The 23,817-nt window shown below is 37.0% G+C and carries 15 protein-coding genes and 1 pseudogene; 12 read left to right on the top strand and 4 right to left on the bottom strand.

Annotated elements, in window-relative coordinates:
- The first annotated feature begins 216 nt into the window (after positions 1–216).
- The 12 genes and pseudogenes from QFZ78_RS18435 to QFZ78_RS38775 form a co-directional block, all read left to right on the top strand.
- Positions 217–1,413 (top strand): exonuclease SbcCD subunit D, encoded by a 1,197-nt coding sequence (locus tag QFZ78_RS18435; protein ID WP_307549747.1) that lies wholly within the window; start codon positions 217–219, stop codon positions 1,411–1,413.
- On the top strand, positions 1,370–4,462 hold the full coding sequence (locus QFZ78_RS18430) for an AAA family ATPase (RefSeq protein WP_307549745.1): 3,093 nt from the start codon (positions 1,370–1,372) through the stop codon (positions 4,460–4,462). Before QFZ78_RS18435 ends, QFZ78_RS18430 begins: the two co-directional genes overlap by 44 nt.
- A 133-nt stretch (positions 4,463–4,595) precedes the next feature.
- Positions 4,596–6,434, top strand: coding sequence for an SIR2 family NAD-dependent protein deacylase (locus tag QFZ78_RS18425; protein ID WP_307549743.1), 1,839 nt, complete (start codon positions 4,596–4,598; stop codon positions 6,432–6,434).
- 88 nt (positions 6,435–6,522) lie between these two features.
- Positions 6,523–6,870: a hypothetical protein gene (locus QFZ78_RS18420; RefSeq protein ID WP_307549741.1), complete on the top strand. Its 348-nt coding sequence runs from the start codon at positions 6,523–6,525 to the stop codon at positions 6,868–6,870.
- A 364-nt stretch (positions 6,871–7,234) separates the two neighbouring features.
- A complete protein-coding gene (locus tag QFZ78_RS18415; protein WP_307549739.1) occupies positions 7,235–8,608 on the top strand; it encodes a kinetochore Spc7 family protein in 1,374 nt (457 codons plus the stop codon).
- Positions 8,583–10,595 (top strand): McrB family protein, encoded by a 2,013-nt coding sequence (locus QFZ78_RS18410; RefSeq protein ID WP_307549737.1) that lies wholly within the window; start codon positions 8,583–8,585, stop codon positions 10,593–10,595. The genes QFZ78_RS18415 and QFZ78_RS18410 overlap by 26 nt, the downstream gene beginning before the upstream one ends.
- Positions 10,579–12,399, top strand: coding sequence for a hypothetical protein (locus tag QFZ78_RS18405; protein ID WP_307549735.1), 1,821 nt, complete (start codon positions 10,579–10,581; stop codon positions 12,397–12,399). Before QFZ78_RS18410 ends, QFZ78_RS18405 begins: the two co-directional genes overlap by 17 nt.
- 20 nt (positions 12,400–12,419) lie before the next feature.
- Complete coding sequence (locus QFZ78_RS18400) at positions 12,420–13,004, top strand: hypothetical protein (protein ID WP_307549733.1); 585 nt, start codon at positions 12,420–12,422, stop codon at positions 13,002–13,004.
- Between the two features lie 10 nt (positions 13,005–13,014).
- A complete protein-coding gene (locus tag QFZ78_RS18395; RefSeq protein WP_307549731.1) occupies positions 13,015–13,575 on the top strand; it encodes a hypothetical protein in 561 nt (186 codons plus the stop codon).
- Positions 13,576–13,585: 10 nt separating this feature from the next.
- Complete coding sequence (locus tag QFZ78_RS18390) at positions 13,586–15,253, top strand: hypothetical protein (protein WP_307549729.1); 1,668 nt, start codon at positions 13,586–13,588, stop codon at positions 15,251–15,253.
- On the top strand, positions 15,250–16,737 hold the full coding sequence (locus QFZ78_RS18385; protein WP_307549727.1) for an Hsp70 family protein: 1,488 nt from the start codon (positions 15,250–15,252) through the stop codon (positions 16,735–16,737). The genes QFZ78_RS18390 and QFZ78_RS18385 overlap by 4 nt, the downstream gene beginning before the upstream one ends.
- A 352-nt stretch (positions 16,738–17,089) precedes the next feature.
- Positions 17,090–18,373, top strand: a pseudogene (locus tag QFZ78_RS38775) (IS1182 family transposase); the annotation flags it as partial.
- Positions 18,374–18,497: 124 nt separating this feature from the next.
- On the opposite strand, the gene QFZ78_RS18370 reads toward QFZ78_RS38775, so the two are convergent.
- The 4 genes from QFZ78_RS18370 to QFZ78_RS18355 form a co-directional block, all read right to left on the bottom strand.
- A complete protein-coding gene (locus QFZ78_RS18370) occupies positions 18,498–19,436 on the bottom strand; it encodes a tyrosine-type recombinase/integrase (RefSeq protein ID WP_307549723.1) in 939 nt (312 codons plus the stop codon).
- A gap of 13 nt (positions 19,437–19,449) precedes the next feature.
- Positions 19,450–20,550, bottom strand: a complete 1,101-nt coding sequence (locus tag QFZ78_RS18365; protein WP_307549721.1) for a tyrosine-type recombinase/integrase — start codon at positions 20,548–20,550, stop codon at positions 19,450–19,452.
- Positions 20,551–20,553: 3 nt separating this feature from the next.
- Positions 20,554–22,086 carry a tyrosine-type recombinase/integrase gene (locus tag QFZ78_RS18360; RefSeq protein WP_307549719.1) on the bottom strand — a complete coding sequence of 511 codons (1,533 nt, stop codon included), beginning with the start codon at positions 22,084–22,086 and terminating at the stop codon, positions 20,554–20,556.
- A 179-nt stretch (positions 22,087–22,265) separates the two neighbouring features.
- Positions 22,266–23,651: a hypothetical protein gene (locus QFZ78_RS18355; protein ID WP_307549718.1), complete on the bottom strand. Its 1,386-nt coding sequence runs from the start codon at positions 23,649–23,651 to the stop codon at positions 22,266–22,268.
- Positions 23,652–23,817: the final 166 nt, after the last annotated feature.

The raw sequence follows: 23,817 nt of genomic DNA, 5'->3' as shown, positions 1-23,817 counted from the left end.
AATTGAGTAGAAAAGCAATTCAATTCCGAATTAAACTATGCCCCGAACAGAAGTTCCCTGACAATCTAATGTCAGGGAACTTCTTCTATAATTTAGGTATGACTCAATACGGCATCTCATTGCATTCATTGACTTACATAATAAGCCATAGTATTAAGAGTGACCTGAGAATTGTCCAAGGATTATTATTTTTTCGAGAGGGGATTGATGTGAAAAATGAAATTTTTCCACACAGCCGACTGGCACCTAGGAAAATTAGTTCAAGGCGTTTACATGACAGAAGACCAGCAATACGTTCTCAATCAATTCATTAAAGACATAGAAAAGGAGAAGCCGGATGCCGTCATTATTGCCGGTGATCTATACGACCGCGCGGTCCCACCTACCGAAGCGGTACAATTGCTTGACAATGTACTAGAAACTATCGTTCTTAAATTACAAATTCCTGTATTGGCTCTCGCGGGTAATCACGACAGTCCCAGCCGCCTCGACTTCGCAAGCAGCATCATGAAATCAGCTGGGTTCCATATCGCAGGTGAACTTACATATCCATTTGAACCAGTTGTTTTACATGATGAGCACGGTGAAGTTCATTTTCATCTGATCCCTTATGCCGAACCAGGGAAGGTTCGACATTTGCTAAGTGATGACGAGATCAAAACGCATAATGACGCTATGGTGAAATTAACAGAAACCATTAAGTCAACCATGGATCCCAATGCACGACACGTGATTGTTGGTCATGCTTTTGTTACACCTGGGGGAGAAGCACTGGACAATACTAGCGACTCGGAACGGCCGCTATCTATCGGCGGGGCTGAGCATGTAAGCGCCAAACTATTTGACGGATTCGCCTATACGGCTCTCGGACATTTACATCAGGCGCACAACGTTGGAAACGAGGTGGTTAGATATGCGGGCTCTCCGCTCAAATATTCCATTTCGGAGGAACATCATAAAAAAGGCTATTTAGTTGTGGAGTTAGATCAACATGGAAAGGTCACAATCGAGAAAAGAGAACTGACTCCAATCCGTGACATGCGAACTGTGGAAGGACTTATGGCTGACATAGAGCGGCATTCGATTAATGAAGACTACGTATTTGTTCGTTTACTTGACGAAGCACCAGTACTGTCACCAATGGAACGGGTTCGGTCGGTTTATCCGAATGCCATGCACGTTGAACGGAAGTCGTTAATACCCAAGTTGACGGGTGAATCTACCGCAATCGACGGGCGGGCTAAGATGGACGATCTTTCGTTATTTAAAGCATTTTATAAAGAAGTGAGAGGGACGGAGCTTTCGCAGGAAACAGAAAAGTTGTTTATTGAAACACTGCAGGAGATCAGTAAGGAAGAAGGTGAGCGCCATGAGACCGTTGAAGCTAACGATGACGGCATTCGGGCCGTATAAGGATCAAGAAGTCATTGATTTCTCCGAGCTAAAGGGCAACCGTTTGTTTGTCGTGTCAGGAAATACGGGAGCTGGGAAGACTTCTATTTTTGACGCTATTTGTTTTGCTTTGTATGGTGAAGCAAGTGGGGAAGACCGCAACGATAGCAAGATGCTCCGCAGTCATTTTGCTGATGATCATATATACACTTCGGTAGATTTTGAATTCGAGTTGAAAGGTCGCGTATACCGTGTCTTCAGGCAGTTGGCGCATATTAAGGCTGGTAACAAAGGCACATCTGGTGATAGGTATGAGCTGTATGGAGTGGCTAATGGAGCGGAAAAGCCTCTAACGGACCGGTTTATTGTATCTCAGGTTGATCAGAAGCTCCAGGAAATCCTCGGTCTCACGAAAGAGCAGTTCAGCCAGATTGTTATGCTGCCGCAAGGGGAGTTTCGGAAGTTGTTGACCTCTGAGACCGAAAACAAAGAGGAGATTCTTCGACGTATTTTTAAGACTAGCTTATATAAAACTGTGGCTGATCACTTAAATGAAAAACGGAAGCAAGTACAGCGGATTTGCGAGGCTCATGAGAGCGTTCGGATCATACATATTAATAATGTCATGTCCTCCTTAGCTGGGCGCGAAGGCTCTGACCTTTATAACGTTTTTGGGCAGGAGCATTATAATACTTACCAAGTCCTTGAGGCGTTGGATAAAGAGTTGGACTATTATAGTGAGCAAATCAAGCAATTAAGAGATTCACAGCAAGTTGAAACGGTGAAATTTCAAGAGAAAACGGCGATTTTTCATCAGGCACTCAGTGTGAATGAACAATTTGAACTCCTGGACCAAAAAGTTGCTATCCAACAACAGCTAGTGAGTCAAGAGCAGGAATTTAAGGAGAAAACGAGGCAGTTTACTCTGGCTGAACAAGCCGTCCATCTCCAAGTTTACGAACGACATGAGAATGAGATGTTGGAAGAGCTCACTCGTAAGACGAAGATTCTTGAGGGAGCCCTTTCCGAATATCTGCAAGCAGAGACGGCTTTGCATCAAGCTAAGGTACATTATGAGATAGAAGAAAGCAAAGCGGAGATAAGAGAGCAGACGGTGCGCGATTTAGAGCGGCTGCAAGGCTTTTTGCCGACCGTAATGGACATGGATAGGAAACAGAAGTTGGTGAAAGAACTGGAGACAGATGTCGCGGCTTTTTCAAAGCAATTACAGGATGTTGAGGCGGAACTCGTTAGCAAGCAATCCGAACGTGTGTCGAAAGCGGCTCATGTTAAAGAGCTGGAAGGGAAAGATGGCCAGTTGGCGGAGTTAACAGAAAAGCTTAACCTTCAAAGGCAACAGGCTGTACTACTTCAAGATTATTTTAGACTAGTGAAAAAGTCTGAAGAAGAACAGTTGGAAGAAACACAGCATAGAGAGGCATTCGAGAAAGGAGATAAGTCTTATACACAACTAGAGAATCGCTGGTTTGAAGGGCAGGCCGGTGTACTTGCTAGTCAATTGCACGATGGTGATTCTTGCCCAGTGTGCGGAGGTGTCGATCATCCGAAGAAGGCAGCGATGACAGATGACATCCCATCAAAAGAAGAGATTGACCGATTGAGAGTAGAGAAGTCCGCACTAGAAAAGAAATATCACCAAGCGAAGGCAACGCTCGAAGCAACAGGACACCAGATACAAGAAAAGCAGCGACAAGTGGTTGATCAGGAATTTTCCATTGAAGGAATTCAAGAAATTTACCAGACATTGGTGGAAGATGGAAAAGAGCTAGCTAAAGAGGTAAAGCGGTTAAAGGATGATCATTCTACGCTTATAAAGCTCAAGCAGGAGTTAGATCTACTGGATATAAAGCTGGAAAAGGATCGCTATCAAAAGGAAGAATCGACCAGCCAACTTAACGGCAAGAAAACGGCCTATGCAACGGAGACAGCGCTTTTCGAACAATCGATATCGGTTATTCCCGAAGATGTAAGAGATCTTGAGAAGTTGAAACAACAGATCAGCGTAATAGAAGAATATAAGAAACAATTGGATAGAGAATGGAAGAATGCACAGAGGCAATATCAGGATGGGAACGAAAGAAACGTGAAAGCAGTGGCTGGCCGCGACAATGCACAGGGTCAAGAGAAAGAGGCAATGGACAATAAGGAGAAGGCACGCCAAAACTTTATCGAGGCATTGGAGCAAGCTGGATTTGAGAATGAAGAAGCCTATAAAAATGCGAAGATGAACGATGCGGTACGGGCGGCTCTAAAAAAACAAATTGATGATTACCATACGTCCCTAACAACATTGAGTCATCAAATCAAAGAGTTGTCTGCGAAGCTGGAGGGTAAAGAACGTCTGGATCTGGCCAATCTGAAACAAGAACTAAATGAATTGGAGCTTCAGATCGAGACTATTCGGAACCTATGTATCAAGGTCCAGAATAACTTTGATAAAGGAAGCGAAAGCAGAGTGAATATTCTTGAAGCTGAGGAAAATTGCAATGAGGCCGAACGGCAGTTTCAGCTTGTCAAAGATTTGTATGATGTCGTAAAAGGGGATAACGTTAAAAAGATGTCTTTTGAGCGATATCTGCAAATTGAATTTCTTGAAAAGATCATTCACACAGCGAATCAGCGTCTTCAGCTTATGTCGAACGGGCAATATTATCTGATTCGAAGTGAACGTCTGGAGAAGCGGGGCAAGCAGAGCGGTCTCGGGTTTGATGTCTATGACAATTATACCGGTCAATTGAGGGACGTAAAGACCTTGTCAGGCGGTGAAAAGTTTAACGCCTCACTCTGCTTGGCGCTTGGGATGGCGGATGTTATTCAATCCTATGAAGGCGGCATTTCACTAGAAACCATGTTTATTGATGAGGGCTTCGGCTCTCTTGACGAGGAATCGTTGAACAAAGCGATTGAAACGTTGATCGATTTGCAGCAATCTGGTCGAATGATCGGAGTTATCTCGCATGTTCAAGAATTGAAGCAAGCAATTCCGGCTATTTTGGAAGTGAAGAAATCCAAAGAGGGGCATAGTTATACCAATTTCTGTGTAAGTTAACTTTCAATGATATGAGATGAAGTTCATGATGAAGCCTCAAGCAATCAAATGATTACTTGGGGCTTTTTTGAGGTCGAGAAAAAATATAACAATATTTAGTATCATGGCCGCACTTAATATTGGAGGTGGTTGAATGGAGACGATCCTAAAGGTTGGAGCAGAAGGTGGGAGTCTTACACTTTTGGGAGAGAGGACTAATGATGAGAAATGGATATTTTATCATGAGACTCAGGAACACGCACTGGCTGAATTAATTAATGATGATGATGAGGATAGCGATCTTCTAGCTTTGTTAAATCAGAAATCTAAACTAATTGAATCGGACATAAAGGAAGCCTTAAAAAGATTGGGACAGAATTGGAGTAAACTGTATCCAGTGGAAGTACACTCGGATTTCGCATGGCTTATCTATAAACAAGTTCTAGAGGATTCTGTATCAGTTAGTAATAGAAACCTTCATCATTGGCAGAGATTATGTTTAGAGCAATATCCTTTATTCGAACTGGCTCAAAGGTTGTATTCTTCCAACTATACTGTTGTGCTTAGCGGGGCAGGGATGAGTACGGAATCTGGACTTCCAGATTTTCGATCCAAAGATGGTTGGTGGAGAAAAATCGATCCCCATCTAGTTGCAAACATAGAGACACTAGAGGACAACTACGAGCTATTCAGAGAATTTTATACGTACCGAATAGAGACTGTTGAACAATATTCTCCCCATATTGGTCACCAAGTTCTTTCCAAGTGGGAAAAGGAAGGCTTACTTCATGGTATTGCAACACAAAATGTTGACGGATTTCATATGGCTGCAGGGAATAGACATGTTTCAGAACTTCATGGAAATCTCCGCTCCATTAGATGCAATCAATGTGGCCGTGAGGCGGAAGTCTCTAGATTCTTATCCAAAGAGAGTTGCATGGTCTGTCAGGGGAAATTAAGACCAAACATTGTCCTTTTCGGTGAAAGACTTCCTGAAGTTGCATTGGCCCAAGCTATGGAGTGGTTTAAAACCGCGGAGCTCGTTATTGTCATTGGTACTAGTCTTCAAGTTGCTCCAGCAAATCAGTTACCTCATCTTACTTCAGGAAGAATCGCATATATTAACATGGAAGTATCTAACGAATTAATCGGGTTTGATATAACTATCCAAGGCAAAGCCCAAAAGTTGCTGGTGCAACTGGATGAAATGACCCAATACATCAGCACACAGGAGAGAGGTCGCTCCACACAAGGGGAAAGACATATGTACAAAAAGAGTGAGATTATTAAAGAAATTGGATTTCAGGTCGAAAATATAAATCAAATGTATAAAAGTGGGCACTTAAATTATATTGGCAAAACCGGCGATACCAAGGAATTATTTACGGAGGTAATTTCCTGCGAATTATTACGGCTACAAATAAAAAATAGGCTGAATAGCATACCTGAAGTTGTCAGAGCAAGAGGATACCGGATCGCAACACATAATGGGGAAGTTACTACTAATTACTCCGAAATAGCCTCCAACCGAGGGGAAGAAAGATTTGCCATAGACCTTTTTAATTTAAGCAAAAACGGCAAAGATTTTGAGCATATTGGAAAGATATTGGATTATCAGATCCCACTTAAAAATAGTAAACAAGATAAAGGGTTAGGCAAGATCGACTTAATCTCTGTGAAAGATGATAAAATTTTTCTTATTGAATTAAAGATTAAGGAAAACAAAGAAAACATATTAAGAGGCATACTTGAAATAGCAACGTATTACCAAGTTTTGTCGAAGTCTAAGTTTTTAGAAAGCTATCATGAATTTGAACACTTTACCACAAAGAGTATACAAAAAGCGATAATGATTGTTAAGGGCTCAAGGCAGCACCAGGAGATGATAGAACTTCGAAACGGCGAAAGGCAAGCGCTAAAAAAGCTTATGAATGAGCTGGAAGCGCAAGTATATTGTATAGATCCTGAAAGTATGGATGTTCAAAAATTATAAAATCAATATTATTGTAAGTTAATTCATGTAAGCTTGTCCTAAAATGACACTCTCAGCATATATATGTAACATAGAGGAGCGTGAACTAATGGACAAGAAATTGAAACGATACTATCAACTAAAACAAAAGCAAAAAGAGATAGAGCAAGAATTGACAGAGTTGCGTAATGATATTATAACTTATCTATCAGAGCAAAACGTTACTGAGCTTGAGATCGGTCGTCACAAGGCGAAAATCATTCTTCAAGATCGAAAGGAATATGACGACAACAAGCTCTATGAAGCACTCCCCGATGCGGGAGTATGGCGGATGCTTTCTAAATCGGATTCGTCCAAGATTACGAGTTTGCTTAAACTGAATGTTATTTCTGAGGAAAAGATTAAAGATACGTATTCAGTAAAAACTGTGTCTTTGCTTCAGGTAGACAAAAAATGAATATTATATTATTAGCCCCGCAAGCCTTGCGGGGTTATTTTTTTATTAATTGCTGATGAATTTATTGAAGGTATACTTACTTTAAAGATAGTTCTATATTAATTGTACAATTAGAACGTATGTTGCTGGTAACCGTGTGTCAATTGAATAAGATATATTTCGAAATAACACAACCAAAAGGAGCAATATATACTGAAATCAATTGAGTTAACTGGTCTATAATCGTATCAAGATAAACTTTAATGAAGGAACAATCTAATCAATGTCGAATTTTGTATGTATAGGAAAAATACCCTAACATGTAGATTCTATAGAAGTAAATTCCTTTAAATAGCATATAGTAAAATCAAGTAAGGAGTCCTAGATGAGAACAAAACAAAAAGAGAAGCCTGATCAAACCGTAGAACTTCTAGAAACCGAGTCGTCATTAATTGTTGTGTTAAAGAAATACTGTCAAATTATATTTGGAACGTTTACGGATCAAGAATTATTCAACATAGCACAAATATTAAAACCAAAAATAGATGGTTTTGGACCAAAGACACTTAGTAAGGCACCTAAGCAGATACTACGTAAAAAAACAATTGAAAAGCTGAATGTAATGACTGATTTTGAAAAATTTATTAGAACGTTTTATTCACCTTATCTCTCTAAGTATAAAGATGTAAAAGATACAACAGAGATGATCTGGAAAATGACTTTAGATCAAGTTCCCAACGCAGGTAAATTTGTTGTTTTAGCGGAACATGAACCTGAGTTTTTTTTAGCTCATCAATCGATGATTAGCGAAAATATCAATAAAAATATTGATCCTTTTGAAGGCATAGTTAAAAAACCAGCATTTTCAAAAGCAGCTGAAATGGTATTTAGTCCTCACTTCGATGAAGAGCTTCTCAATAAAATGAAAATAGCGTTCCATGATCTATATGAAAACGAAAAGGATTTATTTGAGGAGTTTCAATCTGGTAAAAGAGTTCTACTTGATTTTTTGATTGGAAATCTAAACATTATTAATGAAACAGGAAAGTATTTGCTTCTTGCATCAACGACTGTAAATCAATGGCAAATGTGGGATGTAGAAAGTAAATTAGCCCTTCTAGGCTTAGTTCATTATGATGCGATCAAACTTATTATGGAGCAATCAAACGAAGTAAATAACTTGCGAATTTTATTAACTAAAAATGAAAAAACGATTCAAAAGATTAGTGAACAACGAGATAAAGATAAGAGCGGATGGGATAAACAGGAAGAGGAATTCCAAAAAGAGATTAAAGATCTTCAAAACATATCTAATCAGCTAAAAATATTTGAAGATATAAACAAAGAATTGAAACTAGAGATCGAACAAAAAAGCCAACAGGTAATTCATTTTGAAAAGAATAAGAATATTAGTATGGTTAATGAGACTTTAATTAATGATGATAATATTAGGATTGTTACCTTTCAGAAATCTCGCGGCTTCGAAAAATATGTTCCTTTAGAACATATTCATTATATACAAAATGATGAGGATTTTAATAAATTATTGCTGAGCTATGGAGAACTGAAGAATAATATTCTTTGGTTTGTAGATTTAGAAGGATGTCCTACTAAAGATTCTTTCAAATTTGAGGATACACTTCGAAAACATCAAGCAGTATATCGAATTGTTAGTGGAGATACTACAAAATTGATTAGAAAAATAATATATTACATCGAAGGAGAAATGGAATATGAAACTCATACAAGAAATAGATAAGATGACAGAAGCTAAATTAAAAAAAGCTGTATTTGTAGGAAGACTTGTAACAGAGGATGAACTAGCTAATACCTTAATCGAATCACCCGTAATGTTTCAAGATGAATCTAATGAATTTATTATATTTAATATTAGATGTTTGTCGGATTTACCTGACGATTTATCGAAATACTTCTTATATCATAATAAAATCTTTCGTGGTAGCACACGAAGTCATGTTAATATGCAAAAAATTAAATCACTAATTCCTAATTTTGAGCGACTACTTCCAATTGATCGAAAGAAGCGATTAGGTGAAATACTTGAAAATAAAATTGTTATGTTCAGCTTAAGCCAAATGAACATGTATGTTTATTTAGATATTGTAAAAATTGAAAATATTGAACCCAAGGAAAGTTACTATCTTATTCCTCAACCAAATCTTCCTATGAATCAATCAAGGGAGGATTTAGAAAAAAGGATTATTGAAGGTCAACCTATTTCTTTGGATCTTTATCCAAACATATTTCAAGATCCTGAATTTATATATTTTGACGGCTATCTGTACTCGAATATTAGTTTTAAACATGCAAATGTACCAACGACATATTATGTTAGTAATCCTGAAGCGGTTCGACGGATTCAAGTATCACATACTTTTTTTGAGAATATAGATTCACGGATCGATAGTAATTTACTTATTGCTGATGGAAGGCAGATACTTGATTTGCGAGATGAATTAGAAGAAGAGGGACGTAATCTATGGGACGTTTTTCAGACTGAGAAGGAACAAGCTTTAAGTAAATCTAAAAATTCAACTCCTATTGAGGAAGTAAAGCCTTTAAAAAATCATGTGGAACAATCAGTTAAAGAATATGGTTTTCATGAAAATGAAATATTTTTTTTGGAACAACTAGAGCAGAATGCACAAACACGAGGTTTATACTATGACTCTAACGATTTGTACAATTTTCATATAAGTACCAAAACAAATCTTCTAACTATAATAGGAGGGATGACAGGAACTGGGAAGTCACAGCTAGCACGATTATTTGGGGAAACGCTAGGACTTACATTAGGGAAGAATATGATTATGATACCAATATCACCAGCTTACCATGAACCAAATGATATTCTAGGCTATTTAAACACGACAAATGGTGTATATCATGAGAGTGAGACGGGGCTAGTAAGTCTCTTAATCGAAGCAAGTAAAAATCCGAATGATATATACATGGTCATTTTTGATGAAATGAACTTATCCCAAGTGGAACACTGGTTTAGTCCATTCATTTCCTTACTTGAAGTAGAAAGTAATAAACGAGAACTTTCTTTGTATAACTCAAGTAGCTATTGTGTAAATGAAAAATACAAGTCTTCTGTTCATGTTGGAGACAATATAATCTTTGTTGGAACAGTCAATTTTGATGAAACGACAAAAAGCTTCTCAGATCGTCTATTGGATCGAGCTAATATTATTGTGCCGCGAAAGCTTTCATTTAAAGAAGTTCGTGAACGTCAAGTGATAAACGATATAACTATTCCCATACAACCATTTACGATCGATACTCTTACCTTCCGAGAGGAATGGATCATAACAAAGCAAGGTGAACTTGAACATCTAACTTTGCCTGAGATTGATCTTTTGGATATGATTCATGACTTAATGCAGATACATGATCCACAAAGAGGAATATCCTTCCGTGTCGCTCGGAATATTGCAAAATTTGTGGCTAACATACCTATACAGAATAATGGGAAGGCAATAATACCCCGAGAGACAGCATTTGATTTACAACTTAAGCAGAGAATATTAACAAAAATTTCTGGTTCTGAAACCGTTCTTAGTGGACTGGTGGGGAGTTATTTGGGAGATCAGTATCAAGCAGGAGAGATAGTAAATGTACTCCAGTCAGCTGAGGCTCAGCAGGTTTCAAACTTTAAGCATTCGATTGAGACAATCAAACAAAAAGCAAAAGAGCTGATGGCACATGGATATACAAACTAATATTATCGATGAGAGATTTTCTCTAAATGTTTGTGTTGGTGAAGGTGCGAATTATTATAAAGTTCCCCTTCTTAACTTTGTTAACGGAACTTACGAGATAAGAAATAAAGTGCTCATTACAGAACATCAAAATATCATTGTCGAGCTTGTAACGTCAGACCCAATGCTACAAGTGGAACTTATTTGGGAGAACATATTACTAATGGATGAAGAAAGTAACTACGAGCCCTGTGTACTTACATCTTCTACTCCCCAATCGGTAGTTTACAAATGTGGTGAAGGTAAAGATTATCCTTGGAGATGTGGTAACTATCAGTATGAAGTTAGAATAGATAGTCGCTCTTATTTCGGTTCCTATCAAATTTCGCCTAAAAACGTTTCAGAAGAAGGCCTCCAGTATATACACGAGCTTATTAATGAGCATGTTCAAGGACTTATGCATGATTATACTGCATCCAAACGTAACGGTGGGGACGATACTGAACTTGAACAAATTGTTTATTGGCAGTATTTCACTTGGTATAAAAAGTATGAGAAGCAGCTACTAAGTGCAATTAGTTATATTGAAAATGATCATGAACAATCATTAAGAGAGATCTATATTGTAGAAACTCAACCGAGACGACAAACATTACGAAGTATCCAATGGGCGCATAGTTCCCGGGGGGTGATTTATAAGAATACCCATTACCTCAATCGGCGAATGGAGCCAGAGGATGATACAGCAGTTAATCAAATTGTAAAGTGGCGCTTACAACAAATGCTACTTCAGATGCAACAGGCAATGACTTCACTTCGTGGTGTATATGCAAGCTATGAATTTGTTCAGGACCGATTATCACATGAGGTTACTGAGCTAAAAGAGAGATTGATCCAAATTGAAAAACAAAAGACTGTCGCTAGGCAAGATAAAGACAATTTACTGACTACTCTAAAAATAAAACAGTCAGATAAATTGAAATTTGATGGCCGAATCCGATCGCTTCAACAGTTAGAAGAACAATATACTAAACATCAAGTATCCCTTCAAAAAGTGATTCAATCTTCGTTTTGGAGTCGAGTAAAAAGTCGACTCTCTAAGAAGTTTACAGCTGGTTCAAATTGGGGATATAAGGCTATTGATAGAATTTGGTTGGAATCAAAAGAATGGAGAAGCAAGCCTCGTGATTTTAATAAACATGCAGTTCCTGTAATGCGTCCTACTCCTGTATTATATGAATACTATGTTTTTTTTAAGACAATCGAAACATTAATGGATATTGGATATTGTATTATTGAAGATTCAATTTATTCTAAAATTGATAAGTTGGTAACTTTGGAAGGACTAGAAGAAGGTGCTTATGTTCTATTAAGTAAAAATTTTAGTCATATTAAAGTTACATATGATGAATTAATAGAATCTCATGCAACAAGCGCTAAACAAAAAAATACGAATTTTTACAGTAGCGAAGTTAAACGTAAGCCAGATGTAAGATTGGATCATTACGAGAGTACAGGGAAGTATGTGAGTTCGATAATCTTAGAGGTGAAATATCGTCCATTTCAAAACATATACAATGAGATGGGGAATACAGAAGCAATGATCCAAATGGGTAAATATTGGGCCATTGGATATGTAGACAAAAATGGTAGATATACACGTAATCCAATAAAACAAGTAGTATGTATTTATCCGGGCGATGAACAAAAAAATGTTATCGAAGAGGCACAACAAGGGCTGTTTTTACAACTTTATCCGGAAAGTAATCAGGAAACTATTGGTGGCAAGGAGCTTCTTTTAATTATCGATGATTGGCTTAAGTAATTTCCTAGGAGGAATTTGTTTTGGGCATATTTATGGATACAATAGAGGATAATTTTGAAAGGATAGGCATTTATTCTGATAAAAATTGGGAGTGGAATGGCACTCAAATAATCTCTCGATTGCATTATTGTCCTATATGTAGTGCAGCATGTGCTAGCGAGTTTGAAGTACAAGACCATATGTTTCGTAATCACCGGCATTACCAGGCTTACGTTAAAGTAAACGGCAAAGTAATAACAAAAGATTCATTTATCAACGAACCGATAAATCGAATCGAAATTCACTATGTTGGATTGCAATATATTGAAGGTAGCTGGAAAAATGGTGAAACAAAAGGTTCATTTATTGCAAAAAGTGATGAGCCTTTTCTCCTTTATCCGTCTCAAAAGCTTCCTGTTATTTCAGATGTAATCGAGATTACTCTGGGTCAGGGGAGGCAAAATATGATATTTTCCATTGTTCAAACACATAATTCTAGTTTGCAATATGAACAAATGGAATATTTGTTTTTTGAATATCAAGATACGTATTTAAGAAGTCGTGATAAGTTTTTATGGTCATCATTTCGAAATGCATTCCAACATTTGAGCAAAAATTCCATATGAGCTGCAGTATATGTCAGGCTTGTTTGATTACTTATTTGGTATCCATATGGAGGAGCAAGATCCTAGTAATAAGCAGTCGTTAAAGTTTCTTGAACGCGCCTATACCCAACTTGCTCCATTTCCGACTATCCTGGCTCATACGGTTAAAACTACATTATCTTTCAAGTTAAATTGGTTTAGTCGTTTGAGGAACCTGCCTGAACAATCAATCTTTTATCAGCTAGGTTATTTTCTGAATAACTATTACGAGGATAATGCAACGAGGAACTTTGCTAGGGGATCATTTGCAGGCCCTCTTTATGGTGTCTATGTCGACGATTTTCACTTTTTGTATCATGAAGCGGTTATTTTATTATTCGCTAAAGAAGCGGAAGAACTAGGCAAGAAATTGAGTGCTATTCGAGGTGTATACAACAAAAAAAGTGTAACTAACAAAGAAAAACTTGAGCTTCTGGAAGGTCGCTATTACCAGCTGATAGGAGATAATAAAAGAGCAGTCATGGCATATGGTTCGATGAGTTATCATCCTATTTTCTCAAAAGAAGTAGATTTAATAAAAATGAAGATGTAGGGGGAGCTTTATGAGCGAGAATGGAAGTTCATCGATTAATCCGCCGCGAGTTGAAGGAGCTATAAGAATTAGCCAAATAAATATAGACTCTAATAAAAACGGAGCGGAAGATACAAAGTTAGATCAATCAAAAAAGAATAAACAACAGCAAGAGAATAAACAGCAAAAAAGTAATAATAAAGGGTATAAACAACAGCAAGAAATTAAAAAAGATGTCAATAATCAAATGTGGAATAAGCAACCAGGTAATAAACAACAAGTAAATAAACAGCAATGGAATAAACATCAAGATAATATAAATAAACCACAAATGATTACACAAGAAAAGGCTAAGCAAGATGAGAAAAAACAGCAAGTGACCGTAGAAGAAGAGCGCAAACAAGAAGAGAAAAAGCAGCAAGTGATTGTAGAAGAAGAGGACAAGCAAGAAGAGAAAGAAAAGCAATTGATTGTTGGAGAAGAGGGGAAGCGAGAAGAAAAAAAACAACTGGTGAGTTTAGAAGAAGAAACTAAACTACAAGTGATTGCACAAGAAGGGAGAAAGAAACAAGAGAAAAAACAATCAAAGAACATACAAAAAGAGAGTAAACAACAAGAAAAAATAATAATTAATACTTCTTCTCAACTTTTTGATAAATTGGATGAGCTACTAAAACAAAATTCATATCTTAAGGTTAAACAAGTTTACGCTTTATTAGTTAGTCCGTATGTATTTCAAATAACTAATGATGACACTTTAAGATTAAAAGGGATGCTTAAACGCCTTACATTAGAAGAGAAATCTCGACTACTTATCGATTTTAAAGTATTTACTATAACTAAAGGTACAACTCAAAGATATATTCAAGATATTACGGATGCACTGGATACAAATCAACGATTATCTTTTAATGAGGATCTTATTAACGATCACATGGGTCAAAAATTTTATGATTGGCTTGAAAATTTCTATTTCTCTCTATATTCTATTGAGCCTCCAAAATCGGATGATCTGTTTATTTTTTCCCGAAATGTGTTAGCGCAGCTCATTGATCCTGTTTATGCACCGTACTTTTCGAATGCTTGTGTGCAGTTAATGCATTTTGTTTCTAAGTGCTATCATGCAGCTAAAGAAGGGAAATTACCTGCAAATAAAGGTAAGAGACAGTTAGCGGATACGGGAGAGCATCAAAAAAATAGTGCAAAACTAATGAAAGAATTACTCGAATCAAAATCGGAAATTGGTCCCATTCAGGAAATTCTAAGTCTTATTCGCACATACGAAGGTCAAGCTTCCATTCATACTCAAAATAAGAATGAACTAAACAAGCAAATAGATATACTGCACGAACAATTGACGGATGTAAGGCAACTTCAAACCAAAACTCAGATGGAACTTTATGACCAAAAACAACGAGTATCTGAATTAAGTATATTAATGAATGAAAAGGATCGAAAAATGAAAGAGATCGATTCCCAATTACAATCGGAATTGATTCGTAACCAACAAAAGGAACAATTTTTAGAGGTCCGACTCAATAATGAGAAATCAGGTACATTGTCTAAGATGAAGAGTAAAATTGCTTTTGAACTTAGTGAGATGCAAGAGGTGCTAAGTAATTCAAAAGATGAAGATAACAAGAAATTCCTAGAATATTTTATTGGAAATATCAAGAAAATATTAGAGAAGGCTGAGTGAGTGAAGTGCGAAAAAACGTATTCGGTATTGATTTCGGAACAACGAACTCTGTAGTAGCTGTTTATGATTTGTATAATAAAGAGATCCAACCAATGCTATACGAAGATCTTCCTCATCCATCAATAGTTTGGTACAACGGGGAAGATGTTGTAGTAGGTCGTGAAGCCAAAAGAAATTACAATAAATATATAGATCAGGCAGGGCATTCCTTTATAACTTCAATTAAGAGTAAACTAGGTCATGATGATGAGCTTGTGGTTCTTGGAGAAGCAATACCTGCTTATGAGGTTGCTTCTAAAATTTTTTATCATTTAAAACAGCATACAGAGAAAAATTTACCAGCAGGTGGAATGTTAGATGAAGCAGTAGTAACAGTACCGGTTAAATTTGATGGCCTGCAAAGAGCGGATATTCGTAGAGCAGCTCAAATGGCAGGTATCCATGTGAAAACATTTGTTCATGAACCTTTTGCGGGAATTGTTGGATATTTATTTGGAGAAGAAAATCAGAACTCGCATAAGCTCGAGGGGAAAAACATCTTGGTATTTGACTGGGGTGGCGGGACATTAGATATAACAGTTGTACGATATGAAGAAGGGAAATTATTTGAAATGGGTACAGGTGGTATTTCAAATAAAGCAGGGGACTATTTTGATAAGCTCATTGAAAATCGTATAACTGATAAATTCATCTCAAACATGGGTTTAAATCCATTGGCTGTCCAGATACAACCTCGAATCAAAGACCGTTTGATGGAGCGCTCCGAATCAAACAAAATCGAATTATCAGATAGTGAAGAAGTATCCTTTAGTGTACCTTATTTTTTTGAGTTTGACGGAGAAGTTTTTCATTTACAAGAAGATATGAAAAGAAATGAGTTCAGACATTTGATCGATCCCACAGTATCTGAAGCTTTACGTGAAATTGATCTTACTTTAGAACAAGCTGGGTTAAGCTATGATCAAATAGGGCTGGCGTTGTTAATTGGTGGAACTTCTAAAGTGCCATTCGTTGTTCAAGAAATTGAGAAGCTATTTGGCTCAAGGACGTACGAAGTTGAAAACTCGAACACTATCATTGCTGAAGGTGCGTCCATCATTGCAAAAAATGAATGGAAACCATATTTGGTCCATCCTATTTGTATTCAACTATCCGACAATTCGTATTATACCGTGTTTGAGAAAGGTACTTTATTAATATCTGGCGGAACCAAAAAAGAAGTTACATTCTTTATTACGGATAACCGTGGAGGTGAAGGATTTCTTGTTATTACGGAAAAACGTAATGGAAATCAGCAAGTAGTCAAAGAATTACTTAGTATTCCAATATCTGAAAAATTAGATAAACATTTAGTCGAAAGAGTAACAGTTAATTTTTGGATTGACCATGATTTGGTGCTAAATATTCAAGCTTTTGGTCAAGTGAAAAACGTAAAAGTAAAGACTTTTATTCATGATATATGCTATGGGTTACGTATTGAATAACAGGAAGGTGGAACATGGGAACATGGGATCAAATCTTCAAATACAATCTAATCTAATGATAACGGATGTTATCAAAGGGGAAACACTGTATCGAAACTTTTTCCCGGGTGATTACTTCGGAGTTCTTTTACCCGAGTATGCAGACGAACGAAATATTGATCGATATATGACATTGAAACAAAAAGCTGAATATCATCAGTATAAGGTATGCCGTCTTTGCCGGCGGGCATGCGCTGGAACTTGTACTACAAACAAAACGTAGTCACTTTAATTGCATCATATATTTGTAGTAAACTTAAATAAGAACGAGTGATCCCTGACAAATTGCTGTCAGGGAATTATTTTATAATTAGATGTCTTGTTCGTATGGATTGCCGGCAGACAACGCCCAGACTTCCGTACTATCAATCGCTTTCGTTCCGAACGGATGAAAGATGTGATGGAGACCGACTTACGGGCGTACTTTAATTTATTGCCGAGGAAAAGTATGTGAAACTCGAACATTACTTCGTTGACAGCACGAAGATCAAAGCAAACGCCAATCGGTACACATTTGTTTGGGGCAAGGCAGTCGTGAAACAGAAGGCGAAATTGCAAGAGAAAGTACAGATGCTGTTTGCAACCATCGAAGAGGCCGAGAAGCAAGAACAACGCAAGGGAGCAGACCAAGACCTTTCTGAGCTCGGTGAAATGTCTGCTCTAACCACTGAAAAGCTAGATATGCTGTCGCTCAGCAATTGGAAGCAAAACTGCAATCGCAGGCCAAGAATAAATCTTTGAAATAAAGCGGTATGTGCGCTGCGTAAAGATTTGATCCCTCACGTAAAAAATACGAGATCAAGCAAGAGATTCTGGCAGATCGGAACAGTTTTAGTAAGACCGATCCCGAAGCTACATTCATGTGGATGAATGAAGAGCACATGCGTAACGGTCAACTCAAGCCTAGTTACAATGTGCAAATCGGAACGGAAAATCAATTTATTATCGGCTACAGTTTACATAAACGTCCAGCAGATACTTGCTGCCTTAAATCTCATTTGGAGAAGGTCAAGGCCGCTCTCGGAAAACTGCCCCATACTGTAATCGCGGACGCAGGATACGGTTGGGGAAGAGAATTACGTGTACTTGGAAGAAGAGCAACTTGAAGCATTGGTGAAATACAACACGTACCACACGGAAAAGTCGAAAAAGTGGCAGCAAGATATCGTTAAGCTGGACAAATGGTAGTAAGACGAGGCTGATACATGGACATGTACGGCTGGACATAGACTGCTGTTTCGCTATGAAAGTAAGGAAACAATGGAAAGCGGATATGAAATACTGAAGCGACACTAGCGAAGTGAAGGCTGCGAAGGTTGTCCGCTCAGAGAAGCCTATACAAAAGCTACAGGTCGCGAAATCAGCGTGAGTATGAAGTACTTGCGTTACAAGCAGCAAGCGCGTGAAAAGGCTCAGAAGCAAGGAAGGATACGCGCTGTCGGTTCGAAGAATGATTGAACTGGAGAGTGTATTCGGTCAAATGAAGAACAATCGAGGATTCAGTCGTATTCTACTTCGAGGCTTGCCGAAAGTGAGCTTAGAGGTCGGGTGGCTTTCACTCGCCCACAATTTGCTCAAGAAGGCGGCAATTGACCAAAGCCAGAAAAGGCGGTGCAAGGATAACCTCCCTTGCACCGCTTTTTCAATTTTTGACACCAAATTTCACCTGGGCGAACTACTTTTGGGCAGCCCCCTTGATAATATTATTGTGCTACCTTTTTTCATTTAATTTCTGTATCCATCAAAATTCTTGCTAACTCGCCAAGAGGTGGAACGTATCTCAATGTTGTGGACAGTATTTTATGACCAAGTTGCCGTTGAATTTCAACGATATGCATGCCGCTTGTTTGCATCAGGTATCCAGCTGTACGTCTAAGATCATGAGGGGTAACTGTACGTGATAATCCAGCTTCGATGCATAATTGTTTTATTTTTTGTCGCAGTTGAATAGCCGACAAGGGCTTATTCTTATGGAAGAATAAAGTTGGGTTTTCATTATTTTTAGTCCAGGACTCATATAGGGGGTGCCCAATATAACGTTGCAATTCAACGGCTAATGCTTCCGTAATACCTGTAGAACGTGCTGTACCTTTCTGTCCTCGATTGAGGATAACCATTCTTGTACTTAAATTGATGTTCTCATACGGAAGAAGTCTTACTTCTGAATTTCTAACACCTGTTACAAGCATAAACCAAACCAATATGAAATCTTGCCGGAAGAATGGATCCTTCTTCATGGCTGCATAAAGCAAGGCAAGACATTCATCTATGGACAAAGCGGTGTTTTTTACTGGTCGATGATAAAACGGATTTCTATAGTTTTCCATAGGGTTTGTTTCGATCAGCTCCATCTCATAAAGAAATCGGAAAAAATTCTTCAAAGAGGTGATTGCGTTATATAGTACGTATTTCGAAGAATTTTTTTCTGTTTTAAGATACTCAACAAACTTGTCAATGAATTTTTCTTGAATAGGTAAAAACACATTTGAACGACGCAGGCTGCCATGAAAACGGTTGAAATCGAGTTCGCCTTCATACCCCATAACATGCAAGAATTCATCGAATTTCTTCAATTCTTGAATAACATGCTGTTTAGATGTTAATTCGACGTGTTTAAACCATGTTTGGAAATACTTCGAATTTAGCAAAATTCTTTCCATTTTTTCGCCTCCATTAGAAGAAGTCATTTGGATTCAAATTGCCGAGAGGATGTTGATTAATAGCCTTCAATAACATGTCGTCAAAAAGCTTGAGATACACATTTGTGGAACTTAGCCACTCGTGCCCTAGCATATCTTTAATGGCATATATATTTACGCCGGACTGTAACAAATATAATGCAAAGGAATGACGCAGTGAGTGCACTGATAGCTGATACTTCCGTTTGTCATCCTCTGAGATCGTTTGTGCCTCTTTTATAATATTTCCAAACGTTTTTTGTATTGTGCTTTTATGAAGAGGTGTTATACCCTTATCATCAGAAAAAATGTATCTCTCACGATAATCATTTTGATTCTGCAAAGAACCATATCTAAATTTAATATATTTGGATAACACACTCAATGAGAATGTAGTGATTTTACGTGCAACTTTGTTCTCTTTATTACCTTTTGCACGAACCGATATTTCCTGTAACTGCGGCTTTACATCCTCAATTTGAAGAGAACACAGTTCGCTTAATCGAATTCCAGTCCCCAAAAAAACCCACAAGATCGTGAAATAACGAAGAGGTTCATGACCTAGCCGTACTAAATTGGTGATTTCCTCTATTTGTTCACTTGTAAATGCACGGGGCAGACGATTTTTGTCAATTTTAACACGTAGTGTACTTTTCAACGAATCAATTTTCTGATCAAAAAACTCTCCGAAAGTTGCTTTAAAAAAACTACGAAGAAATGCACTCTTCTTACTTATTGTGGCTGGCTTCTTTTTCAAAGAATCTAAATACTCTTTCAAAAAAAGGGCCGTAGATACATCCTTTAGGAGAGGCTCTGCTCCTTTCAGTTTGCAACAGTGATTCAAATACAGATTGGTTTCATAGCGATATGCTTGTTGGGACGATGGTTTCAGTTTATTAAAGTCATCACAATTGTAATAAAAAGCAATTGCTTCGCTAAGGAGGACATTTTTTCTTACTGTTTTTTGTTCCTCCTCATTTAAGAGCTCCATACGCCTTAATACCCGTTGAAATTCAAGAAAACCATGTTTCTCCATTAATGATTCTAGTTCACCGTCTAGGCAGTCAAAATCCCATTCTTCATGTTTGAGAGCCATAATTTAGTTAACCTCCTTCGTATAGTTCAGCTTATTTATCTCCTTATTTAACCAAGTGCTTTGGTGATTGATATGCGTATAAAGACTAACGGTATCCAGTCTTTCTACTCGCGACAATTCTTTCAAGGCCTGAGGGAGGACGTTTTGTTTGGACAGGTTGGTAATAAATAGATGGCGGAATAAATGAAGCGCGCCCTTAAACTCCCACCCAGCAATTAAACAATACAACTTATAGTTATCTTGGAGACTTTTCAAATTCTTATTAATGCTGTTTCCAAGTAGATACATTGAAGGGTTTTGGGACTGTTGATCTATCATTTTGAGATCTTCATAAAGTTGTCCCACGAGAGGCAGGAAATCATAACGATTCCCTTTGCCATGGATACGAATGGTTTTGATTCCTAAGTTGATATCATTCCATGATAAGCGAGCAACTTCGATGGATCGAAGCCCGAGGGAAAACATCAACCGAAAAGCAGCACGTTCTAATGCGGGATGATCAGAGTACTGATTGATCACTTTTAGAAAGTATGTGATTTGCTCGTTGGTAGGTAGATCCCTATATTTATAACGCGGTGCTTTAATAGACTTCAACTTACTAGCGGGGTTAGGAAATCCATATTTTTTGTTTAAAAATTGGAAGAATTGAATCACGGAATATAAGCATTCAGCTACGGTTACTCGTGCGTATTCTCCGTGTTTCACCTTTTTTAACAAATATGAACGAAATTCTTGAAGGTGCATTTCTTTTATTCTTAATATTGGAATTGTGTGTGTTACATAGCACTTAAGATCCTCCAGATTTTGTGAAAGCCAGGGAAGTAACATATTCATATGTCTTAAAAAGTTGCGTTGGGTACCGACGGCTTTCCCCTCCTGTTCCATCCATGTTAAAAATTCAATCACTTTAGGATGCAAGTTCTTATATTTAGCTTTTCTATCAGATCTGTTACCGAGGGAATTAATAGATACATGATCCTGGGGAATAATTTGTTGCGCTTTTTTATAAAGAGTTGTAACCAATTTTTTTTTCTGTATATTTTCAGAAAAAGTTTCTTGTAAGAATTCCAAAGTTGGTTCATCAAATATTTCTACATCGCTAACCTCTTCGATGGGGATCTGTCGAAATATCGCTACTTGTTGTGACAGTTCAGAAACGAGTTTATAATGACGATAGAAGTTCATGGCATCTATTTTTTTCTTGCCATGAAGGTAGGACTTTAGGAATGTTGATGGAATATCGGTCATCACTTTGTTCTTCCAAATCCATTCAACAATACCTTTCTTGCCAATAGTTATAAACTCTTGCGGTGTTTCTATTGACTGTACATCAGCAGTTACAATCATATTCTCAACCTTCTTTCGGTCAATTGTCCTAATATCATGTTCGACATTTAAGGTTGAGAATAAACGCTCATTTTGAAGATTTTTTTCGTCAAAAGAAGCATTCTGTCGAAAAAAATCGTCTGCACCCATTTCAGTATTTAATTGTGTTTGTGGTTTATTTTTTTGTTTTGAAGTATCAGTTTGAGTCATTAATGAAGCCTCCTTATTTCAATATTGGTACTAATTTGAACAACAAAGAGGTAATTTAACGCAAATACATTTTTTTGTATCCTTTTGTGAGTTAAACCAGTTGAAAATCAAGAAAAAAATTTAATCTATACGATTTAAATACAAAAAAATGTAGCTTAAGAATAATCAAAAGCCCTTGCTCACAATGTTGTGGGCAAGGGCTTATTTAAATTCGTTTTTTCAATTTTTTTTCGTGCTGTTGCTAATTCGTAAATTGAATCTTGAGAATCATACGGATACCAATATTGTGTAGCATATCGTGGGTTCTTATCGATATTATACATTTCAAAAATTATTTTTGTAAGCGAAGTTAGACTATACAGTTCATCGTCTTTTTCCCAGCAAACTTTGACCATCGAATTATCAATGAAAATATGAGCTACGAAATCATCAGAAACATTCAGCTCGTTTTCGATTTTGAGAATAATTTTATCGTAATGTTTAAGATATCCGCGTATAACAAGGAAAGTCAGTGAGTTTAGTTTAAGATCCTGTTTCAGGTTCGGATCTATCTGATAAATCTTTGTGACTATTTGATTAGTTGGTTGATTTATTTCTGGTTTGATAAAATTCGCATCGTTTGACTGAAAAAAATACTTGTTTATATTATAGATTGCTGTATCCGAAATAGCGTTTATATTCTTTACACGTTCTCGGAAGTTTGAAGTAAGTTCCGGTATTCTAATTACTTTTTCGGTGAATATCGAATTCCAACTGAATAGGATAGATTCCTCATTTTCACTATGTAAAGTTAAATGTGGATGATGGCATGAAAAAAAATTGGATGAGATATCATCCAGTATAGAAATTAGCAACCGGGGTTTCTTCGCACTCGAAATAAGTTTTTTCGCGAAAAGCCATATACTTACGATATCATCATATTTCTTCTTTCCAGAGCCAAAACTCTTATTTGATAGATGTTTCTTGAAAAAACGGATTGTACCTCGGAATACTTCTTCATTATCATAAATGAATAATAAATTACAGATCCAGTCATGATCCGTATCTAATTTAATACGGTCATAGTTAGCTGAAGAAATGGTTTCCCATTTTACATTCCATTTCTCATGTTTTTGCAGGATATTGAGCAAGCTTTGAATCAAAAAAGGCAATTGTTCCTTCTCTGATTCTTCCATATCATTATCATGTAACTCTTCTGTACTTTTATCTAGAAATTCTAATACTTCTCCAAGGTCAGATACACGATAAGACTGTATAATATTTTGTTCTAACTCCTTATCCACAATCCCCATAATTTCTTTTTCTGCTTTTTCCGTCATTAAAACCCAAGGAGGAACCCCAAGTAAGTCACCATAATCTCGTAACTTTGAATACTTATGTTTAGTAGCTTTGCTTCCTCTTGCAATGCCCCGATCTTCATCATCACCCATAATTTTTATTAAATCTGCTTGTCTTAATCTAGTTTTCTCAATAAGTGATGAGAGTAATTGTTTATCCCAACTTATGGTTTGATCCTGCAGCTCTGAATTCCAATTCTCTGGGTTGTTACTGAGCTTAATATTCATTTTTACTCCTTCACACTAAAATGCTATTTTTACACACTGTTTTTTTTGAAGAGGTATGATATTTTTGTTTTGTATCTTTTTTAAGAATATATGATCTAACTATTTGAAACAAGATGGCAGTTTTAAAAAGTTGATACAAAAAAATGTGGTCGGAACATGAGTTTGA

The sequence above is a fragment of the Paenibacillus sp. V4I5 genome (assembly GCF_030817255.1).
GTDB lineage: Bacteria > Bacillota > Bacilli > Paenibacillales > NBRC-103111 > Paenibacillus_E.
The sequence above is the reverse complement of the archived record's forward strand: the minus strand, read 5'-3'. Positions and strand labels throughout refer to the sequence as shown.

Coding starts and splice junctions, on each gene's coding strand:
- QFZ78_RS18435 (WP_307549747.1), top strand. CDS start 217: ATGAAATTTTTCCACACAGCCGACTGGCACCTAGGAAAATTAGTTCAA.
- QFZ78_RS18430 (WP_307549745.1), top strand. CDS start 1,370: ATGAGACCGTTGAAGCTAACGATGACGGCATTCGGGCCGTATAAGGAT.
- QFZ78_RS18425 (WP_307549743.1), top strand. CDS start 4,596: ATGGAGACGATCCTAAAGGTTGGAGCAGAAGGTGGGAGTCTTACACTT.
- QFZ78_RS18420 (WP_307549741.1), top strand. CDS start 6,523: ATGGACAAGAAATTGAAACGATACTATCAACTAAAACAAAAGCAAAAA.
- QFZ78_RS18415 (WP_307549739.1), top strand. CDS start 7,235: ATGAGAACAAAACAAAAAGAGAAGCCTGATCAAACCGTAGAACTTCTA.
- QFZ78_RS18410 (WP_307549737.1), top strand. CDS start 8,583: ATGAAACTCATACAAGAAATAGATAAGATGACAGAAGCTAAATTAAAA.
- QFZ78_RS18405 (WP_307549735.1), top strand. CDS start 10,579: ATGGATATACAAACTAATATTATCGATGAGAGATTTTCTCTAAATGTT.
- QFZ78_RS18395 (WP_307549731.1), top strand. CDS start 13,015: ATGTCAGGCTTGTTTGATTACTTATTTGGTATCCATATGGAGGAGCAA.
- QFZ78_RS18390 (WP_307549729.1), top strand. CDS start 13,586: ATGAGCGAGAATGGAAGTTCATCGATTAATCCGCCGCGAGTTGAAGGA.
- QFZ78_RS18370 (WP_307549723.1), bottom strand. CDS start 19,436: ATGGAAAGAATTTTGCTAAATTCGAAGTATTTCCAAACATGGTTTAAA.
- QFZ78_RS18365 (WP_307549721.1), bottom strand. CDS start 20,550: ATGGCTCTCAAACATGAAGAATGGGATTTTGACTGCCTAGACGGTGAA.
- QFZ78_RS18360 (WP_307549719.1), bottom strand. CDS start 22,086: ATGACTCAAACTGATACTTCAAAACAAAAAAATAAACCACAAACACAA.
- QFZ78_RS18355 (WP_307549718.1), bottom strand. CDS start 23,651: ATGAATATTAAGCTCAGTAACAACCCAGAGAATTGGAATTCAGAGCTG.